The 16,178-nt window shown below is 73.9% G+C and carries 16 protein-coding genes; 7 read left to right on the forward strand and 9 right to left on the reverse strand.

The features are described from left to right. Nucleotides 1-93: 93 nt before the first annotated feature. Entirely contained in the window at nt 94-2,034 is a 1,941-nt protein-coding gene (locus tag ACL02T_RS12085) for an ArnT family glycosyltransferase (RefSeq protein WP_412830819.1), read from the reverse strand. 215 nt (nt 2,035-2,249) lie between these two features. Continuing rightward, nucleotides 2,250-2,579, reverse strand: coding sequence for a hypothetical protein (locus ACL02T_RS12090; RefSeq protein ID WP_412830745.1), 330 nt, complete (start codon nt 2,577-2,579; stop codon nt 2,250-2,252). Nucleotides 2,580-2,646: 67 nt separating this feature from the next. Here ACL02T_RS12090 and ACL02T_RS12095 point away from each other — a divergent pair, with 67 nt between their 5' ends. Beyond that, nucleotides 2,647-2,895, forward strand: coding sequence for a type B 50S ribosomal protein L31 (locus ACL02T_RS12095; protein WP_412830746.1), 249 nt, complete (start codon nt 2,647-2,649; stop codon nt 2,893-2,895). A 52-nt stretch (nt 2,896-2,947) separates the two neighbouring features. On the opposite strand, the gene ACL02T_RS12100 is transcribed toward ACL02T_RS12095, so the two are convergent. Beyond that, the gene (locus tag ACL02T_RS12100) at nt 2,948-3,811 is read right to left on the reverse strand and encodes a metallophosphoesterase family protein (RefSeq protein ID WP_412830747.1); all 864 of its coding nucleotides are present in this window, start codon (nt 3,809-3,811) and stop codon (nt 2,948-2,950) included. A gap of 254 nt (nt 3,812-4,065) precedes the next feature. Between ACL02T_RS12100 and ACL02T_RS12105 the strand changes: the two genes are divergently transcribed. The 4 genes from ACL02T_RS12105 (at nt 4,066) to gad (ending at nt 8,580) form a co-directional block, all read left to right on the forward strand. Continuing rightward, nucleotides 4,066-5,400, forward strand: coding sequence for a cytochrome P450 (locus ACL02T_RS12105; protein WP_412830748.1), 1,335 nt, complete (start codon nt 4,066-4,068; stop codon nt 5,398-5,400). Then, complete coding sequence (locus tag ACL02T_RS12110) at nt 5,397-5,801, forward strand: PPOX class F420-dependent oxidoreductase (RefSeq protein ID WP_412830749.1); 405 nt, start codon at nt 5,397-5,399, stop codon at nt 5,799-5,801. Before ACL02T_RS12105 ends, ACL02T_RS12110 begins: the two co-directional genes overlap by 4 nt. Nucleotides 5,802-6,043: 242 nt before the next feature. Continuing rightward, on the forward strand, nt 6,044-7,051 hold the full coding sequence (locus tag ACL02T_RS12115; RefSeq protein WP_412830750.1) for a hypothetical protein: 1,008 nt from the start codon (nt 6,044-6,046) through the stop codon (nt 7,049-7,051). Between the two features lie 125 nt (nt 7,052-7,176). Next, nucleotides 7,177-8,580, forward strand: a complete 1,404-nt coding sequence (gene gad / locus ACL02T_RS12120; protein ID WP_412830751.1) for a glutamate decarboxylase — start codon at nt 7,177-7,179, stop codon at nt 8,578-8,580. A gap of 64 nt (nt 8,581-8,644) precedes the next feature. Here the strand turns inward: gad and ACL02T_RS12125 are convergent, their stop codons facing one another. From ACL02T_RS12125 to ACL02T_RS12150, 6 genes are all read right to left on the reverse strand, one after another. Beyond that, nucleotides 8,645-9,271 (reverse strand): LysE family translocator, encoded by a 627-nt coding sequence (locus ACL02T_RS12125; RefSeq protein WP_412830752.1) that lies wholly within the window; start codon nt 9,269-9,271, stop codon nt 8,645-8,647. Nucleotides 9,272-9,280: 9 nt separating this feature from the next. Next, the gene (locus ACL02T_RS12130; RefSeq protein ID WP_412830753.1) at nt 9,281-10,354 is read right to left on the reverse strand and encodes a phosphotransferase family protein; all 1,074 of its coding nucleotides are present in this window, start codon (nt 10,352-10,354) and stop codon (nt 9,281-9,283) included. Nucleotides 10,355-10,458: 104 nt separating this feature from the next. Next, nucleotides 10,459-10,896, reverse strand: coding sequence for a DUF3037 domain-containing protein (locus ACL02T_RS12135; protein ID WP_412830754.1), 438 nt, complete (start codon nt 10,894-10,896; stop codon nt 10,459-10,461). Beyond that, entirely contained in the window at nt 10,893-11,750 is an 858-nt protein-coding gene (locus tag ACL02T_RS12140) for a HipA family kinase (protein WP_412830755.1), read from the reverse strand. The genes ACL02T_RS12135 and ACL02T_RS12140 overlap by 4 nt, the downstream gene beginning before the upstream one ends. A gap of 214 nt (nt 11,751-11,964) precedes the next feature. Further along, a complete protein-coding gene (locus ACL02T_RS12145; RefSeq protein WP_412830756.1) occupies nt 11,965-12,834 on the reverse strand; it encodes a DoxX family protein in 870 nt (289 codons plus the stop codon). Nucleotides 12,835-13,133: 299 nt separating this feature from the next. Further along, on the reverse strand, nt 13,134-13,565 hold the full coding sequence (locus tag ACL02T_RS12150) for a hypothetical protein (RefSeq protein WP_412830757.1): 432 nt from the start codon (nt 13,563-13,565) through the stop codon (nt 13,134-13,136). A gap of 168 nt (nt 13,566-13,733) precedes the next feature. Between ACL02T_RS12150 and pgi the strand changes: the two genes are divergently transcribed. Together pgi and ACL02T_RS12160 are read left to right on the forward strand one after the other, a co-directional pair. After that, complete coding sequence (pgi, locus tag ACL02T_RS12155; RefSeq protein WP_412830758.1) at nt 13,734-15,398, forward strand: glucose-6-phosphate isomerase; 1,665 nt, start codon at nt 13,734-13,736, stop codon at nt 15,396-15,398. A 118-nt stretch (nt 15,399-15,516) separates the two neighbouring features. Next, nucleotides 15,517-16,170: a phosphatase PAP2 family protein gene (locus ACL02T_RS12160; RefSeq protein ID WP_412830759.1), complete on the forward strand. Its 654-nt coding sequence runs from the start codon at nt 15,517-15,519 to the stop codon at nt 16,168-16,170. Nucleotides 16,171-16,178: the final 8 nt, after the last annotated feature.

The raw sequence follows: 16,178 nt of genomic DNA on the forward strand, positions 1-16,178 counted from the left end.
GGCGACGTCCGGTGGGGAGACGCACGCGGACGGGGGCTTGACGCGTCGGCACCCCCGGGTCGCGAGGAGGCCGGGGGTGCCGGGCGCGGGTGTTCAGCCGGTGGTGAGGTCGTAGACGGTCTGACCGCCGATCGTGGTGGCCGTGAACTTCTCCGCCACCCAGGCCGCGATCTCGCTGCTGCTGGAGTCCGAGTCGCCGCCGGGCCCGCCGCCCTGGCCGCCGGCGACGTAGTAGTGGATCTTCCCCTCGGCGACGTACTGCTGGAACTGCGCCGGCGTGACCGCCGGGTCGGAGCCGCCCCAGCCGCCGGTCGACATCACCGCGGTGCCCGACGCCAGCTCCAGCGAGGCCGCGGTCTGCGAGGTCGACACCGCCGCCGACCAGGTCGAGTCGGTCGACGCGAGCAGCGCGCTCAGCTCGACGCTCGTCCCGCCGCCCATGCCGCCCGTGCGGCCACCGGGCCCGCCCTGACCGTCCTGACCGCCGTCGGGCAGCCCGGTCGGAGCGCCCCGTACCCCGTCGGTGCCCGGCGCCGCCCCCGGCGGCATGCCGCCGCCCGGGCCGCCGAGGCCACCGCCGGTGCCCGAGGAGCCGAACGAGCTCGAGGTGGTCCCGACCGAGGGGATGCTGCCGGTGTGGGCGACCGACGCCGTCGCGACGGCGTAGGCGCTCGTGCCGGCGAGGCCGGAGAGCACGGCCGCGGTGACCCCGACCAGCAGCAGGCGCCGCCACCGGCCCCCCGCCACCAGGGTGACCACCCCGACCAGGGCGAGCACCACGACCGGCCAGCGCAGCCAGGTGAAGCCCTCCGCGCTCGCGGCCAGCAACGCGAAGGACCAGGCGCCGGTGGCGGCGACCGCGAGGGCGAGCGTCGCCCGCGCCCGGATCGAGGCGCGGCGCTGCCACAGCGCCCGCGCCCCGACCGCCAGCACGCCGGCGATCCCCGGGGCCAGCGCCACCGTGTAGTACGGGTGCATCGTGCCGCTCATGAAGCTGAGGACCAGGCCGGTGACCAGTGTCCAGCCGCCCCAGAGCAGCAGGCCGGCGCGGGTGCGGTCGGTCCGCGGCGACCGGCGGGTCACCCACAGGCCCGCGACCAGGAGGATCAGCGCCGCGGGCAGCAGCCAGGAGACCTCGTGGGCGATCTCGCCGGTGAACAGCCGGGTGATGCCGGCCTCCCCGCCGAAGCCGGTGTTCCCGGCGGCGCCACCGCCGCCGTTGCCGCTGCCGCCGAGCAGGCGGCCCAGCCCGTTGTAGCCGAGTGCGAGCTCCAGCAGCGAGTTCGTGGTGGACCCGCCGATGTAGGGACGGCTGTCCGCCGGCCACAGCTCGACGAGCGCGACGAACCAGCCTGCCGAGATCACCATCGCGGTGAGCGCCCCGACCAGCTGCACGATGCGGGTCCGCAGCCGCGGCGCCCCGGCGACCAGGTACACGCAGCCGAGGGCGGGGACGACGAGCAGCGCCTGGCCCATCTTCGTCAGGAAGGCGAACCCGACCGCCGATCCCGCCGCCGCCAGCCACCAGCTCGACGCCCTCACCGACGCGGCGTCGACGGCCCGCGTGACCGCCCAGGCGGCCGTCACCAGGAGCAGGACCAGCAGCGCGTCCGGGTTGTCGAAGCGGAACATCAGCACCGCGGCGGGGGTGAGGGCCAGCGCCGCCCCCGCCAGCAGGCCCGCGGCCGGCCCGGCCCACCGCTTCACCGCCGCGTGCAGCAGCCCGACGGACGCGACGCCCATCAGCGCCTGCGGCACCAGCAGGCTCCACGACGAGAAGCCGAAGATCCGCGCCGCGAGCGTCATGACCCACAGCGCGGCGGGCGGCTTGTCGACCGTGATCGCGTTGCCGGAGTCGAGTGACCCGAACAGCCAGGCCTTCCAGGACTGCGTGCCGGCCTGGACGGCGGCCGCGTAGAAGTCGTTGGCCCACTCGGAGGCGGACAGGTGCCACAGGTACAGCACGGCGGTGCCGGCCAGCAGGACGAGCAGCGCCGGACGGGACCAGCGGGGCTCGCCCTCCGGACCGCGCACCAGCCGTCGGAGCCGGGGGGCGCCGGGCGGAGCGCCCCCCTGGGATCTCTCGGCGCGGTGCCGCCCGGGGTCGGGCGCGCGCGGGGGGCGCGGAGGGCGGACCGGGGTCGCGGTGCTCACGGGGGTCTCCTCGCGGTCGTCGAGCTGTTCCCACGAGGGTCCGTCGGCGCTCTGTCGCGTCCCTGTCCGTCGCCTGTGCGGCGTCTGTGATCGGGTCAGTTCACCGACGCCGCGGGCAGCCCGATCAGGTGAGCCGGGAGCTCCCGCGGGTCGAGGCGCCCGGCACCCAGCCAGTTGCCGACGGCGGCGACGTCGGCCGTGGTGCGCACCGGCCCGATCCGCAGGGCCGGGTGGGTGGCGCGCTGTGCGTCGTCGCACGGCTGGACGACGACGAACCCGCCCCCGCACCCCGCCCCGAGCACGCACCGCGACCGGACCAGGATCCCGCCCCTGCTCCCCCGCACCGCTTCGCGGAGCGTGTCGTCGAGCGCCGGGTGGGCGGCGCAGGCGGTGCAGCGGACGGCGACGAACCCGGTGCGATCCATGGGAATCTCCTGCAAACGACAACCGTTATCATCAGTGAACATAGCAGGACAGCCCGAGGAGGACACCGTGCGACCGAACATCCACCCCACGTACGAGCCGGTCGTGTACCAGGACCGGAGCACGGGCGACGCATTCCTCACCCGGTCGACCACGACCTCGCGGGAGACGATCGAGTGGACCGACGGGCGGACCTACCCACTCGTCCGCGTCGACATGAGCTCCTACTCGCACCCGTTCTGGACGGGCGCGGCCCGGGTCCTGGACTCGGCGGGCCAGGTCGAGAAGTTCACCCGGCGCTACGGCCGCCGGCGCTGAGCGACCACGCGGACGGCACCCTCGCACAGGCGGGGGTGCCGTTCCCGTGTTCTCAGCGGCGGACGCCGAAGTCCTCGGCGGGGACGGGCAGCACCTGGCGGGGCAGGACGTCGGCGGGGTGGCCGTGCCGCTCCTCCCGTGGCCGCCACTCCCGCGGGTAGCCGAGCGAGGCCTCCACGAAGCGGACGCCGTCCTCGTAGAGCACCCGCGGGATGTGCAGGTGCCCGTAGACGACGGCCCGGGCGCGGTAGCGGACGTGCCAGTCCGCCGTCGCCGTGGTGCCGCACCACAGCGCGAACTCGGGATAGCGCAGGACCTCGGTGGGCAGCCGGGTCAGCGGCCAGTGGTTGACCAAAACCGTCGGCAGGTCCGGGTCGAGCGCGTCGAGCCGGCGGCGGGTCTCCGCGATCCGGGCGGCGCACCACGCCTCCCGCGACGGGTGCGGCTCCGGGTACAACAGGTGCTCGTCCGTGCAGACCACGCCCGCCCGGTAGGCCGCGGCCAGGCCCTCCTCGCCCGTCGTCGCCCCGGCGGGCAGGAACGAGTAGTCGTAGAGCAGGAACAACGGGGCGACGACCACCGGGCCGCCGTCGGCCTCCCACACCGGGAAGGGGTCCTCGGGCGTGACCACGCCGAGCTCCCGGCACCGCTCCACCAGGTGCCGGTAGCGGTGCTCGCCGCGCAGGTCCACGGGGTCCTTCGTGCGCGTCCACAGCTCGTGGTTGCCGGGCACCCAGATCACCCGGGCGAACCGCGCGGCCAGGTCGGCCAGGGTGGCGACGGTGTCCTCGACCCGTTCCGCGACGTCCCCGGCGACGATCAGCCAGTCCCCCGGGTCCCCGGCCAGCCCCTCCGCGATCTCACGGTTCTCGGGATGACGCACGTGCAGGTCGCTGACGGCGAGCAGGCGGGACACCCCACCACATCTAGCAGACGCACCGAGCGGAGCGGGCGGAGCGAGCACCGGCACCGAGCGGAGCGGGCGGAGCGAGCACCGGCACCGAGCGGAGCGGGCGGAGCGAGCACCGGCACCGAGCGGAGCGGGCGGAGCGAGCACCGGCACCAGCGGGCGGGGCGGGAACGGGCGCTGAGGATCCCCTGAGCCGCGGTCCTGGGCAGCACTGGTTACCGGCGGTAAGTTGAACCGGGGACGACGGCGAGGAGGTCAGTATGGCGGGGTCACGGGGCGTGCGCCGGGTGGTCCGGTGGGGGATCCGGCACGGGATGATGCGACGCATGGTCCGCCGCCAGGTGCGGGCCGGGGAACTGGGCGCGCGGCTGATGACCGATCCCGAGGTCGTCGCGAACCCGTACCCCTTCTACGACGAGCTGCGCTCCCGCGGGAGGCTCGTCGACACCGGCATGCTGCACGCGACCGTGGATCACGAGGTCTGCACCCAGGTCCTGCGCAGTCCGGACTTCGGCGTCGGCGGCCGCATGCCCGAGAACCTGCCCGGCGTGGTCAGGGCCGCGCTGGCGCTCGGCGGGTCCTGGGCCCTCGGTCCGGCCCAGCCGCCGTCCATGCTGGCCTCCGATCCGCCGGACCACACCCGCTACCGCAAGCTCGTGACGAGGGCGTTCAGCGCCAAGAAGGTCGCGGCGCTGCGCTCGCGCGCCGAGGAGATCGCCGTCGAGCTGCTCGACGCGATGGCCGCCCGGTCGTCGGCCCAGGGCGATCGCGCGGACCTCGTGAAGGACTTCGCCGCCCTGCTCCCCGCGACCGTGATCGCGGAGATGCTCGGCGCGCCGGTGTCGATGCGCGAGCAGTTCCTGGTGTGGGGCGAGGGCGCCGCGATCTCGCTCGACGCCGGGCTCTCCTACGCCGACTTCCGGCGTTCGGAGCGCGACATCGACGCCCTGCACACCTGGATGCTCGGCCACTTCGGGCGGATCCGCCGCGAGCCGGGCGAGGACATCCTGTCCGCCCTGGTCACCGCGCACGACGAGGGCGGCGCGCTCACCGAGGACGAGCTGTCTAGCATCGCCATGCTGCTGCTCGCCGCCGGCTTCGAGACCACCGTGAACCTCATCGGCAGCGGGGCCGCACTCCTGCTCGACCACCCCGACCAGCTGGAACTCCTGCACGCCGAGCCGGAGCGATGGCCGGTCGCCATCGACGAGATGCTGCGCTTCGAGTCGCCGGTGCAGCGGACCGGGCGCGTCGCGGAGCGGGACACCGAGGTCGGGGGCGTCCCGGTGAAGCGGGGCACCTTCGTGATCACGCACCTCGGCGGGGCCAACCGCGACCCCGCGGTGTTCCCGGACCCGCACCGCTTCGACGTCACGCGCGAGGAGGCGCACAAGCACCTCGCGTTCTCGCAGGGCATCCACTTCTGCCTCGGCGCGGCGCTGGCGCGGATGGAGGGCGAGGTGGCGCTGCGCGCCCTGGTCGACCGCTTCCCGGACATGCGCCCGGCCGGTACCCCGGTCCGCCGCCGCACCAAGCTCCTGCGCGGCTACGAGAGCGTGCCGGTGGAGCTGAACCGGGCGAGCGTGCCGGCGTGAGCGAGCCCGCGCACGGTCCCTCGGCACAGCGCCTCGCCGAGGCCCGGTACCTGCTGCTCACGACCTTCCGCAAAGACGGCACCCCCGTCCCGACGCCGGTCTGGGCGGCCGGGCTGGACGACGGCCGGCTCGGCGTCTGGACGGTCGCGAAGTCCGGCAAGGTCACGCGGATCCGCCGGTCCGGGGCCGTCGAGGTGGCCGAGTGCGACCGCCGCGGGAAGCCGCTCGGGCCGGCCGTCCCCGGCACCGCCGAGCTGCTCGACGCCGAGGGCGTCCGCCGGGTCCGCCGCGCCGTCGCCCGCAAGTACGGGCTGGTCGGCCGGCTCGTCGTGGGGTCCAGCCGGCTCTTCCGCGGTGACCGCGGATCCACCGGACTGGCGGTCGCGGTCGGCGGCCCCTGACCCCTGCCGGCCGGCGGTCGACGACCTGGACCACTCGTCCGGACGTCGTGGGCCGCCCACCGCTGCGTCCGCAAGAGCGGACGGCGTGACGCTCGTGCACCCGTTCGTCCGCAGTATCCCCTTCGGAGCTGCGGATCTACTCCAGCGGAGTGATCATGCTCGCTCCCCCGCAACGCCGGGAGCGGGCGGAACGAGTCCTCCCCACGCCCGGTGCACGGAGGTCGGGCGCGGGGGGAACGAACGTGAACGCTTTCGATGGACGAATCGACCACTGGTTCCGGCGCGTCCGGGGTGCCTTCGCCCGCCGACGGGCCGCGCTCGGCGCGTCGTGGCGCGAACACCTCGAGCGGGTCGCGCCCGGGCCGTGGCCGGCGCCGGCGCCCGGGCGCCGGACGCTCGGTCCGGCGGGCAGCGGCGAGCGCAAGGAGTGGGTCCGGCGGTACTTCCGACCGTCGCCGCCGCCGGAGCAGGGCCGTCGCGCGATCCGCTACGCGCAGTTCGGTGGACTGGGCCTGCTCCTGGCGGGGGCCCAGCTCGCCGTCGGCATGGCGGGCTGGTCGGCCGCGTTCGCGGGCGTCGGCCTGGTTCTGCTCCTCAGCGGGTTCACGCTCTACCGCACCCACTGTTTCGCGGTTCGCCACGCCGACGCCAAGCCGAGCGGCCGGCACCTCGACCGCACCCTCGACGCCGACCTGCGCAAGGCGATGACACAGGCGCTCGAGAGGTTCGGGCTCACCGGCGAGGACCTGATCCTGCATGCCGGTCCCGTACACCTCCCGAACGCCCGTGTCGTCGAGCGCGGTCCGGGTGACCCGTTGGTCTTCGCCGGACCGGCACCGGGTGCCCGGCACCGGCCGAACTCCGAGGACCGCATCCGCCGCTTCACGGCCTACTCGGTCGCGATCGTCTGCTCGGCGAAGCACCATCTCGCCGTCCTGACCTTCGAGCTCGACCTGGCGACCGGTGCGCACAAGAACGTGGACACCCACGAGTACCACTACGACCACATCGCCGCGGTCAACACCAGTACGCGGCCGGCCAGGGAACTGCTCGGCGGCGACATCGACGGCTTCCCGCCGACGAGGGCGAAGCTGACCGCCCAGGAGCTCGAGATCACCTCCACCGGCGGCACCCACGTCCTGATCAGCACCGAGATCGCCCAGGACCACCCCGCCGACCTCACAGTCACGACGAGCATCAAGGACGCGCTTCCGGAGCTGCGCCGACTCCTGGGTCGCCTCGCGGCGTGATCGGGCGTCGTCCTCCTGCACGACCGGGGCCGGGAACCGCGCCCGGACGGTGGAGGCGTTGGACCGTCTCCTTCCGTGGCTTCGGGCCCACGGATATGTCACCGACTTCCCTTAAGGTCGTGAGAATGCCCACACCTCAGCGGTCCGAGCCCGGCGAACGGCCGGTCGTCGCGAATCCCGTCTTCGGGGCGGAGCCCATCACGGTCCCCCGCTTCGAGCTGCCGGAGTCCGGGCTCGACCCGGGCGTCGCCTACCAGATCGTGCACGACGAGCTGATGCTCGACGGCAACGCCCGGCTCAACCTCGCCACGTTCGTCACGACGTGGGAGGAGGAGGCCGCACAGCGGCTGATGGCCGAGTCGTTCGACAAGAACATGATCGACAAGGACGAGTACCCGCGGACCGCCGACATCGAGCAGCGCTGTGTGCGGATGCTCGCGGACCTGTGGAACGCGCCGGACCCGAGCCGGGCGATCGGCTGCTCGACGACCGGGTCCAGCGAGGCCTGCATGCTCGGCGGGCTGGCACTCAAGCGGCGCTGGCAGGCCCGCCGGCGGTCGGAGGGCAAGGACACCGCCCGCCCCAACATCGTGATGGGCATCAACGTCCAGATCTGCTGGGAGAAGTTCGCGAACTACTTCGAGGTCGAACCGCGGCTGGTCCCGATGGAGGGCGACCGGCTACACCTCGGGGCCGCCGAGGCGGTGTCGCTCTGCGACGAGAACACCATCGGCGTGGTCGTGGTGCTGGGCTCGACCTTCGACGGCAGCTACGAACCCGTCGAGGAGGTCTGCGCCGCGCTCGACGACCTGCAGTCCCGCACCGGGCTGGACGTCCCGGTGCACGTCGACGGGGCCTCCGGCGCGATGATCGCCCCGTTCTGCGACCCCGACCTGCCGTGGGACTTCCGGCTGCCGCGGGTGGCGTCGATCAACACCTCCGGGCACAAGTACGGCCTGGTCTACCCCGGCGTCGGCTGGGCGCTGTGGCGCGACGAGGACGCGCTGCCCGAGGACCTCGTGTTCCGGGTCAACTACCTGGGCGGCGACATGCCGACCTTCGCGCTGAACTTCTCCCGGCCCGGCGGCCAGGTGATCGCGCAGTACTTCCAGTTCCTGCGGCTGGGCCAGGCCGGGTTCGCGCGCGTGCAGCAGACCTGCCGGGACGTGGCCATGACGCTGTCGGCCCGGATCGCCGGGACGGGCGCTTTCCGGCTGCTCACCGACGGCTCGCAGCTGCCGGTCTTCGCCTTCACCGTGGCCGACGGGCAGCCCTTCTCGGCGTTCGACGTGTCCGCGGCCCTGCGCGAGCGCGGTTGGCTGGTGCCCGCCTACACGTTCCCGGCGAAACGGGAGGACATCGCGGCGCTGCGGATCGTGGTGCGCAACGGCTTCAGCCACGACCTGGCGAACCTGCTGCTCGACGACCTGGACCGGGCCCTCGAGCAGCTCCGCCGGCAGAGCGGGCCGCAGCGCGGGCCGGAGTCGGCCGGGTTCGCCCACGGCACCGAGAAACCGCCGGTCCGGTAGCGGGGAGCGCCTCCCGGCAGGGGTCCCGGCGCCGGCCGCGACGCCTCCTCGGTGCCCCAGGGCCCTACTCGGCGGCCAGGGCGAGGCCGAACCCGACCAGCGCGGTCCCGGTCGCCGCGTCGATCGTCCGCCGTACGCGCCGCCGGCCCAGCCACGCCCGCACCCGGTGCACCACGAACACCAGCGCGACCAGCCACACCGCACCGAGGACACCGACGGTGTAGGCGAGCAGCAGCGCGTCGGCCGTGGTCGTGACGCCCGGGACCAGGAACTGCGGCAGCACCGACAGGTACATGACCAGCACCTTCGGGTTGGTCACGTTGGACAGCAAGCCCTCGCGGAACCGGCGGAAGCCCTGCCCACGGCGCTTCTCCACGAGCTCGGTGAACGCCGCGTAGTTTCCGCGCCACGCGCCGCGCAGCGCCTGCACGGCGAGGAACAACAGGTAGACCACCCCTGCCCAGCGCAGCGTCTCGAACAGCGGCCGCGAGCTCGCGACCAGCACGCCGAGCCCGAAGGCCGCCGCGCTGCCCTGCAGCAGGTTCCCGGCGAGGATGCCCGCGCACGCGAGCAGGCCGCCGCGGCGGCCGCCGGCCAGGGCGTTGCGGAGCAGGACCAGCGTGTCCGGCCCCGGCGCGAGCACGAGCAGGACGGCGATGCCCAGGTAGGCGCCGTAGGAACCCCAGGTCACCCGGTGACCCTAACCCGCGTCCCGGTGCAGGATCTCCACGGCCGCGGTCGCCTGCTCCTGCAGGTTCGCCAGGCGCGACCGGGCCGTCCCGGGGTCGTCCGTGGACTCGCCCATGTGCCCGGCGGCGTACCGGGTGTAGACGCCCGCGCCGATGCAGGCCGACCGCCACCGCGCGAAGGCCTCGAAGTAGTCCGCCTGCCCGGCGATCCGGTCGCCGCGGCCGGAGCGCTCGGCGTAGCGGGCCAGGATCTCGTCGCGCTCGGGCCAGCCCTCGAGCGTGGTCGGGCCGGAGGTGATCTCCCGGACGGTGTCGTCCGGGCGACCCCACGACGCCAACAGGTAGCCGAGGTCCGCGAGCGGCTCGCCGAGCGTCGCCAGCTCCCAGTCGAAGATCGCCCCGATGCGCCCGTCCGGGCCGAAGGAAAGGTTGCCGGGCCGGTAGTCGCCGTGCGCGATGGTCAGCTCCTCGTCGGCCGGCCGCCGCTCCACGAGCAGCCGATGGCCCTCGTCGACCACGGACAGGTCCTCGACGGCCGAGTCGTGGGCCTGCCGGTGCCAGCGGCGCAGCTGGCGCTCCAGGTAGCTGCCGGGGCGGCGGAGCTCCCCCAGCCCGACGGCGTCGGGGTCGACCGCGTGCAGGTCGGCGAGCACGTCCGCGACCGCCAACCCCGCGGCGTGGCGGATCCCGACGGGCATGGCCGCGCCGGCCTCGACGTCGCCGGGGACGACGCCGTCGACGAACCCCATGACGTAGAAGTCGGCGCCGATCACCGCGTGGTCGGAGCAGAACGCCACGGCCCGCGGGACCGGGACCGGGGTGTCGGCCAGCGCGGCGATGAACCGCCACTCGCGGCTCATGTCGTGGGCGGTGGCGAGGACCCCGCCGGTGGGCGGGCGGCGCAGGGCCCACCGACCCCCCGCGGCGTCGACGACCCGGTAGGTCAGGTTGGAGTGCCCGCCGGAGATCCGGCGGACCTCGACGGGCCCGGCACCGGTCGCTATCTCGGGGACCTCGGCCCGCAGCCACTCGGTGAGCGCCGCGGCGGGGACGGGGTCGGTGGCGATCTGCGTCGATCCGCTCATCCCGTCACCTTGCCTCGTGACCTGCGATCACCGCCATGGTGACGAGCGGCACCGCGCCCACTGCAGGGCAGGATTCACAGCGGCAGGATTCACAGGGGCAGGATTCACAGGGGCAGGACCAGCGCCGCGAGCAGGCGGTCCGGTTCGGCGGCCGGGTCCGCGGTGAGCCCGCTGTGCACCGGGCCGGGCCGCACTACCGTGCTGCGGGGGGCCGTGAGCCGGCGGAAGCGGCGGCCGAGGTCCTCCCCCGCCCCCGGGCCCGACGCGGCCAGCGCCCCCTCCGTCCGCCGGTCCGCCCGCGGCGGGGTGGGCACGGCGCAGACCGCGGCGGCGACCTCGAGGGCATCGGCGATCGCGTCGGCGTCGGCGTGCCGGTCGAGGGCCCGCAACCGGTCCCGGTCCAGGTGCACCCGCCCGCCCAGGAAGTCCCTCGCCCGGCAGTAGACGAGCACGCCGGCGTTCATCGTCTCGCCCCGCTCGGGCCGCGGCACGACCTGCAGCACCGCGTACTCGTAGACCTCCAGGGCGTTCGCCGTGCTCACCGCGGCACCTTCGGGAGTCGGGCGGCCAGCCAGGCCGGCGGGCGGCCGGTCCGGGTGATCGGGCGGGGACGGCCCGTCGCCGCCGCCTCCCGCACGGTCGGCAGCCAGGCCTCCCGGGCCGCGACCCGCGCGGTGAGGATCTCGGCGTAGGCGGCACGGACCTCGTCGGGGCCGGCGAAGCCGGGCTCGCCGGCCAGCCACCCGTCCGGCACCGCCGCGGCCGCACGCTCGACGGTCGACGCGGTGAGCAGCGGCGCGAGGGCGGCGTCGGCCGCGTCGAGGTCGGGGAAGGACCCGAGCAGGACGTGGTCGCCGGCGTCGAACGGCCGGGCGGCGACCGCCGCCGGATCGGCGAGCGTCCGGGCCCAGCCGTGGTGGAAGGTCAGCGTGGCCCCGTGGTCGATCAGGTACGGCGCCCGGTGCCAGAGCAGCATGTTGGCGTTGCGCCAGGAGCGGTCGACGTTGCCGACCAGCGCGTCGAACCACAGCACCCGCCCGGCGAACTCCGGGCCCGGGTCGAAGGCCAGCGGGTCGAAGTCCAGCGCGCCCGGCAGGTAGTCCAGGCCGAGGTTCAGCCCGGCGGAGCGGTGCAGCAGGTCCTGCACCTCCTGGTCCGGCTCGGCGAGGCCGAGCTCGGGATCGAGGTCGACGGTGACCAGCTCGGGCACCGGCAGACCCAGTTCCCGGGCCAGCTCGCCGGCCACGATCTCGGCGACCAGGACCTTGCGGCCCTGCCCCGCGCCGTGGAACTTCACGACGTAGGTACCGAGGTCGTCGGCCTCCATCAGGCCGGGCAACGACCCGCCCTCACGCAGCGGCGTGACGTAGCGGGTCGCCGTGACGTGGCGCAGCACGCGATCCCCCCTCGTTCCGCCCCGATGATCCCCTGCGTCGCGAACGGATGCGGCGGCGGGACCGTCACGCGCCCACGACCAGCAGCGGCACGCCCTGCCGGGAACGACGAGGGCCCCGCGGCCGCCCGTCCCGCCGCGGTCGCGTGGCGGCGGGACGGACGGGCCGCGGGGCCCTGGTCAGGAGGTCACGGTGCGCTCGGGTGCGCCTCCGGGGTCAGTGCTGCTGCTCGCGCTGCTGCGGGGCGTCGAGGTGGGTCCGGGGACCGGTGTACGGGTCCGCGTAGTCCGCGTAGTCCGCGTGGTCGACGTGATCGACGGACGGGGCGCCGGGGTGGACGGCGCGTCGGGCACCGGGCCGGGTCGTCGAGTTCGAGTACGCGCTCGGCACCCGTCGGGGCGCCGGGGCGGCGACACCGGGGCCGGCCTGCCCGTCGTCCCACAGGGAGAACGGCTGGGCGGTGCCGACCCGCACCGGCTGCTGCGGGGCGGGCTCGGTGTCCCAGCGCGGGGCGGGCGCAGCGGCGTGCCGGTGCTGCTCGTCCTCCCGGCGCGGTGCGTCCCAGCGCGGGCCGGGACGGGCGGCGAACGCGGCAGGGGCCGGGGCGATCGGGACACCGGCGGGGTCGGAGCGCACGTCGACCGGCGCGGGCACGTCGTCCTCGCGCCTCCGCTCGAAGATCAGGTGGTCGAGGCTGTAGCGGCCGGGACCGAAGGCCGCGATGGCCAGCACGATCCCCGCGATCAGCGCGACGAGCTCCCACCCGTTGTTCTTCACGAAGACGCCGTGCGGGGCGTGAACGAAGTAGATGGCGCCGAGCATGACGAACGCCATCGCCCCGGACGCCCAGGGCACGAAGATCCCCAGCGCCAGCATGATCGACCCGATGAGCTCCACGACCAGCGTGAACGCCGTGGCCACGATGGCCAACGGGATCCCGAAGTTGGTGAACGCGTCGGTTGCCGTCCCGAAGCCCTTGACCCAGAAGGTGTCCCAGACGTGCGCCAACATGATGAAGGCGACCGTCAACCGGGCCAGGAGGATCAGCACGTGCTTCGCGGGTTCGGGGAGCGAACGGGTCAACATTCTCGGGCTCTCCTGACTACGGGTCGTCGGCAACCGCGGTGAGTGACGAAGCTAGACCGGAACGCGGCCGAAGCTAGGCCGAACAGCCGCTCCTGCGGTGGTCCGCCGTTCGCACGCGATGAACAGCACGTGCGAACCACTCATCCGTGTAACGAAACCCGGAGCACGTGGTTACGGACCGTTCGTCTCTGCGACTCCCCCGCTGGTCGGCGCGCCGCGTCCACCCACCCGGGTGGCGCGGCGTCGGCGAGCGGGGGTACGCCCGTGGACGGGAGGGGCCCGGACGGGCCCCGCGGAGCTCAGGTCGGGAGCACCTCCCGCCACTGCGCCGTGGCCTTGCGACCGGCGGCGATCCACGCCGGCCCGGCCAGGTCGCCGACGTGCCCGACGCCCTGGAAAGCGGCCGCCACCCCCAGGGCCGAGAGGCCGAGCTCCAGGGCGGACGGGTCCGGACTCGGCATGCCGTTCGGCTTCACGAACGTGATCTTCACGGTCTTCCCGGCGATCCGGGCCTTGAGGCCGCCGCCGAACCAGTACCAGGGGTAGGTCACGCCGGAGATCTCGGCGAGCGGGACGTCGAACAGGGTCTCCTCGCCGTCGGTGAACGCCACTCGCTTCTCCGCGGCGACGAGGTAGCCGGGGCGGTTGCGCAGGCCGCCGATGACCCATGCGGGGCTGGCGAGGACGGCGGAACCGGTGCTGTCGGGGGCGGGGACGGGCTGCTCGCTCACGGGACGCTCCTTCGGGGGTTGGTCTCTCGGGTCGGGTCACAGCAGATCCCGCGGGACCCCGCCCCGGACAGCACACCGCCACCACACCCGGGTTCGTGGTAGCCACACCCGCCGACGGCCGGTTCGCGGGACGTGTCAGGCAGGCCGTACGCGGGCATGATGTCCGGCGTGGACATCCCCCGAGACATCACCGCGACCCCGGAGTGGGCGGCCCTGACCGAGCACCACGCGGCCGTCGGGCCGGCGCACCTGCGCGAGCTGTTCGACGCCGAGCCCGGCCGGGCCGAGGCGATGACCGTCCAGGGCGCCGACCTCGTCCTCGACTACTCGAAGCACCGGATCACCGGCGAGACGCTGCCGAAGCTGGTGGCGCTGGCCGAGGCCGCCGGCCTGCCGGACCGGATCACCGCGATGTTCTCCGGCGCGCACATCAACACCAGCGAGGACCGGGCGGTGCTGCACACCGCGCTGCGCCTGCCGCGGACGGCCTCGCTGACGGTCGACGGCCAGGACGTCGTCGCCGACGTCCACGCCGTGCTCGACCGGATGGGCGAGTTCACCGACACGGTCCGCTCCGGGGAGTGGACCGGGGCCACCGGCGAGCGGATCCGCACCGTCGTCAACATCGGCATCGGCGGCTCGGACCTGGGCCCCGTCATGGCGTACGAGGCGCTCAAGGACTACTCGCTGCGCGAGATCGAGTGCCGGTTCGTGTCGAACATCGACCCGACCGACCTCGCCGAGACCACCCGCGACCTCGACCCGGCGACCACGTTGTTCATCGTCTCGTCGAAGACCTTCACCACGCTCGAGACGCTCACCAACGCCCGCAACGCCCGGACCTGGCTGGTCGACGGCCTGCCAGGGGACGTCTCCGCCGAGAAGGCGATCCCGCGGCACTTCGTGGCCGTGTCGACGAACGCCGAGAAGGTCCGCGAGTTCGGCATCGACGAGGCCAACATGTTCGGCTTCTGGGACTGGGTGGGCGGGCGCTACTCCGTCGACTCCGCGATCGGGCTCTCGCTCATGGTCGCGATCGGCAAGGAGGGCTTCGCCGAGTTCCTCGCCGGCATGCACGCGATCGACGAGCACTTCCGCACCGCCCCGCTGACCGCGAACCTGCCGGTGATCAGCGGCCTGCTGGGCGTCTGGTACGACAACTTCTTCGGCGTCGAGACCCACGCGGTGCTGCCGTACTCGCAGTACCTGCACCGCCTGCCCGCCTACCTGCAGCAGCTCACGATGGAGAGCAACGGCAAGTCGGTGCGCGGCGACGGCACCCCGGTCACCACCGAGACCGGCGAGATCTTCTGGGGCGAGCCCGGCACCAACGGCCAGCACGCCTTCTACCAGCTGCTCCACCAGGGCACCCGGCTCGTGCCGGCGGACTTCATCGGCTTCGCCGAGCCCCACCACGACCTGCCGGGTGAGGGTGGGGCGGACATGCACGACCTGTTCATGTCCAACCTGTTCGCGCAGACGGCCGCGCTCGCCTTCGGCAAGACCAAGGAGGAGATCGAGGCCGAGGGCACCCCGGCCGACGTCGTGCCGCACAAGGTGATGCCGGGTAACCGGCCCACGTCGACGATCCTCGCGCCGAAGCTCACGCCGTCGACGCTGGGCCAGCTCATCGCCTTCTACGAGCACCAGACCTTCGTCGAGGGCACGATCTGGGGCATCGACAGCTTCGACCAGTGGGGCGTGGAGCTGGGCAAGGTGATGGCCAAGCAGTTCGGCCCCGCCCTGTACGGCGACGACCCGGACTTCTCCGCGCTCGACGCCTCCACCGCGGCGCTCATCCGCCGGTACCGCACCCTCCGCGGCCGCGGCTGACCCGTGAGTGCTTACTGCCCCTTGAGGGGCGGTAGGCACTCCCGACCCCTCCTGAGCTGCGGCTGAGGATCCGGCCGGTCGGCGGGCGCCGGCGGTCCGGTGTGGGCAGAGTGGTGGGGTGCCCGGCCGCCGCGTCCTCGCGCTCACCGCGACCTGCTCCGTCCTCCTGCTCGCCCTGGCGGCCGGGCTGATCTGGGCCGCGTTCACCGGCGTCGGGCCGGCGGACGAGGACGGCTCGGCCCTCGCCGGGGCGATCGACAGCCGGTCCGTCGGGGTCACGGCGATCCTGGTCGTGTTCACCAACCTCGGCAGCACCGCCGCGATGGCGGTGCTCGCCGTGGTCACGGGCATCGTGCTGATCGTGCGCGGACGACGGGTCGACGGCGTGTGGCTGATCGCCACCATGGCCGGCGCCAGCGCGGTGTTCACGCTGGTCAAGCACGTGCTGGACCGTCCGCGCCCACCGCTGGCGGTGCGCCTGGTCGAGGCCGGGAACGAGTCGCTGCCCTCCGGGCACGCGACGATGTCCATGGCCGTCGTCGGGGCGCTCGTCGTGCTGGCCTGGCCGCACCTCAGCGGCCCGTTGCGGCTGGGCGCCCTGCTGGTCGCGGCGACGTGGATCGGCGGGATCGGCTACACCCGCATCTACCTGGGCGTGCACTGGTTCAGCGACGTCGTGGCCGGTTGGGCCACCGGTGCCGCCTGGCTCGCGGTGTGCACCGGCGTCCTGCTGTGGCGGCGCGCCCGGCACCCCGAGCCCGCCCTGAACTGAGCTGACCT

This window comes from Pseudonocardia oceanicola, from assembly GCF_047200735.1.
In the GTDB taxonomy this organism is placed as follows: domain Bacteria; phylum Actinomycetota; class Actinomycetes; order Mycobacteriales; family Pseudonocardiaceae; genus Pseudonocardia.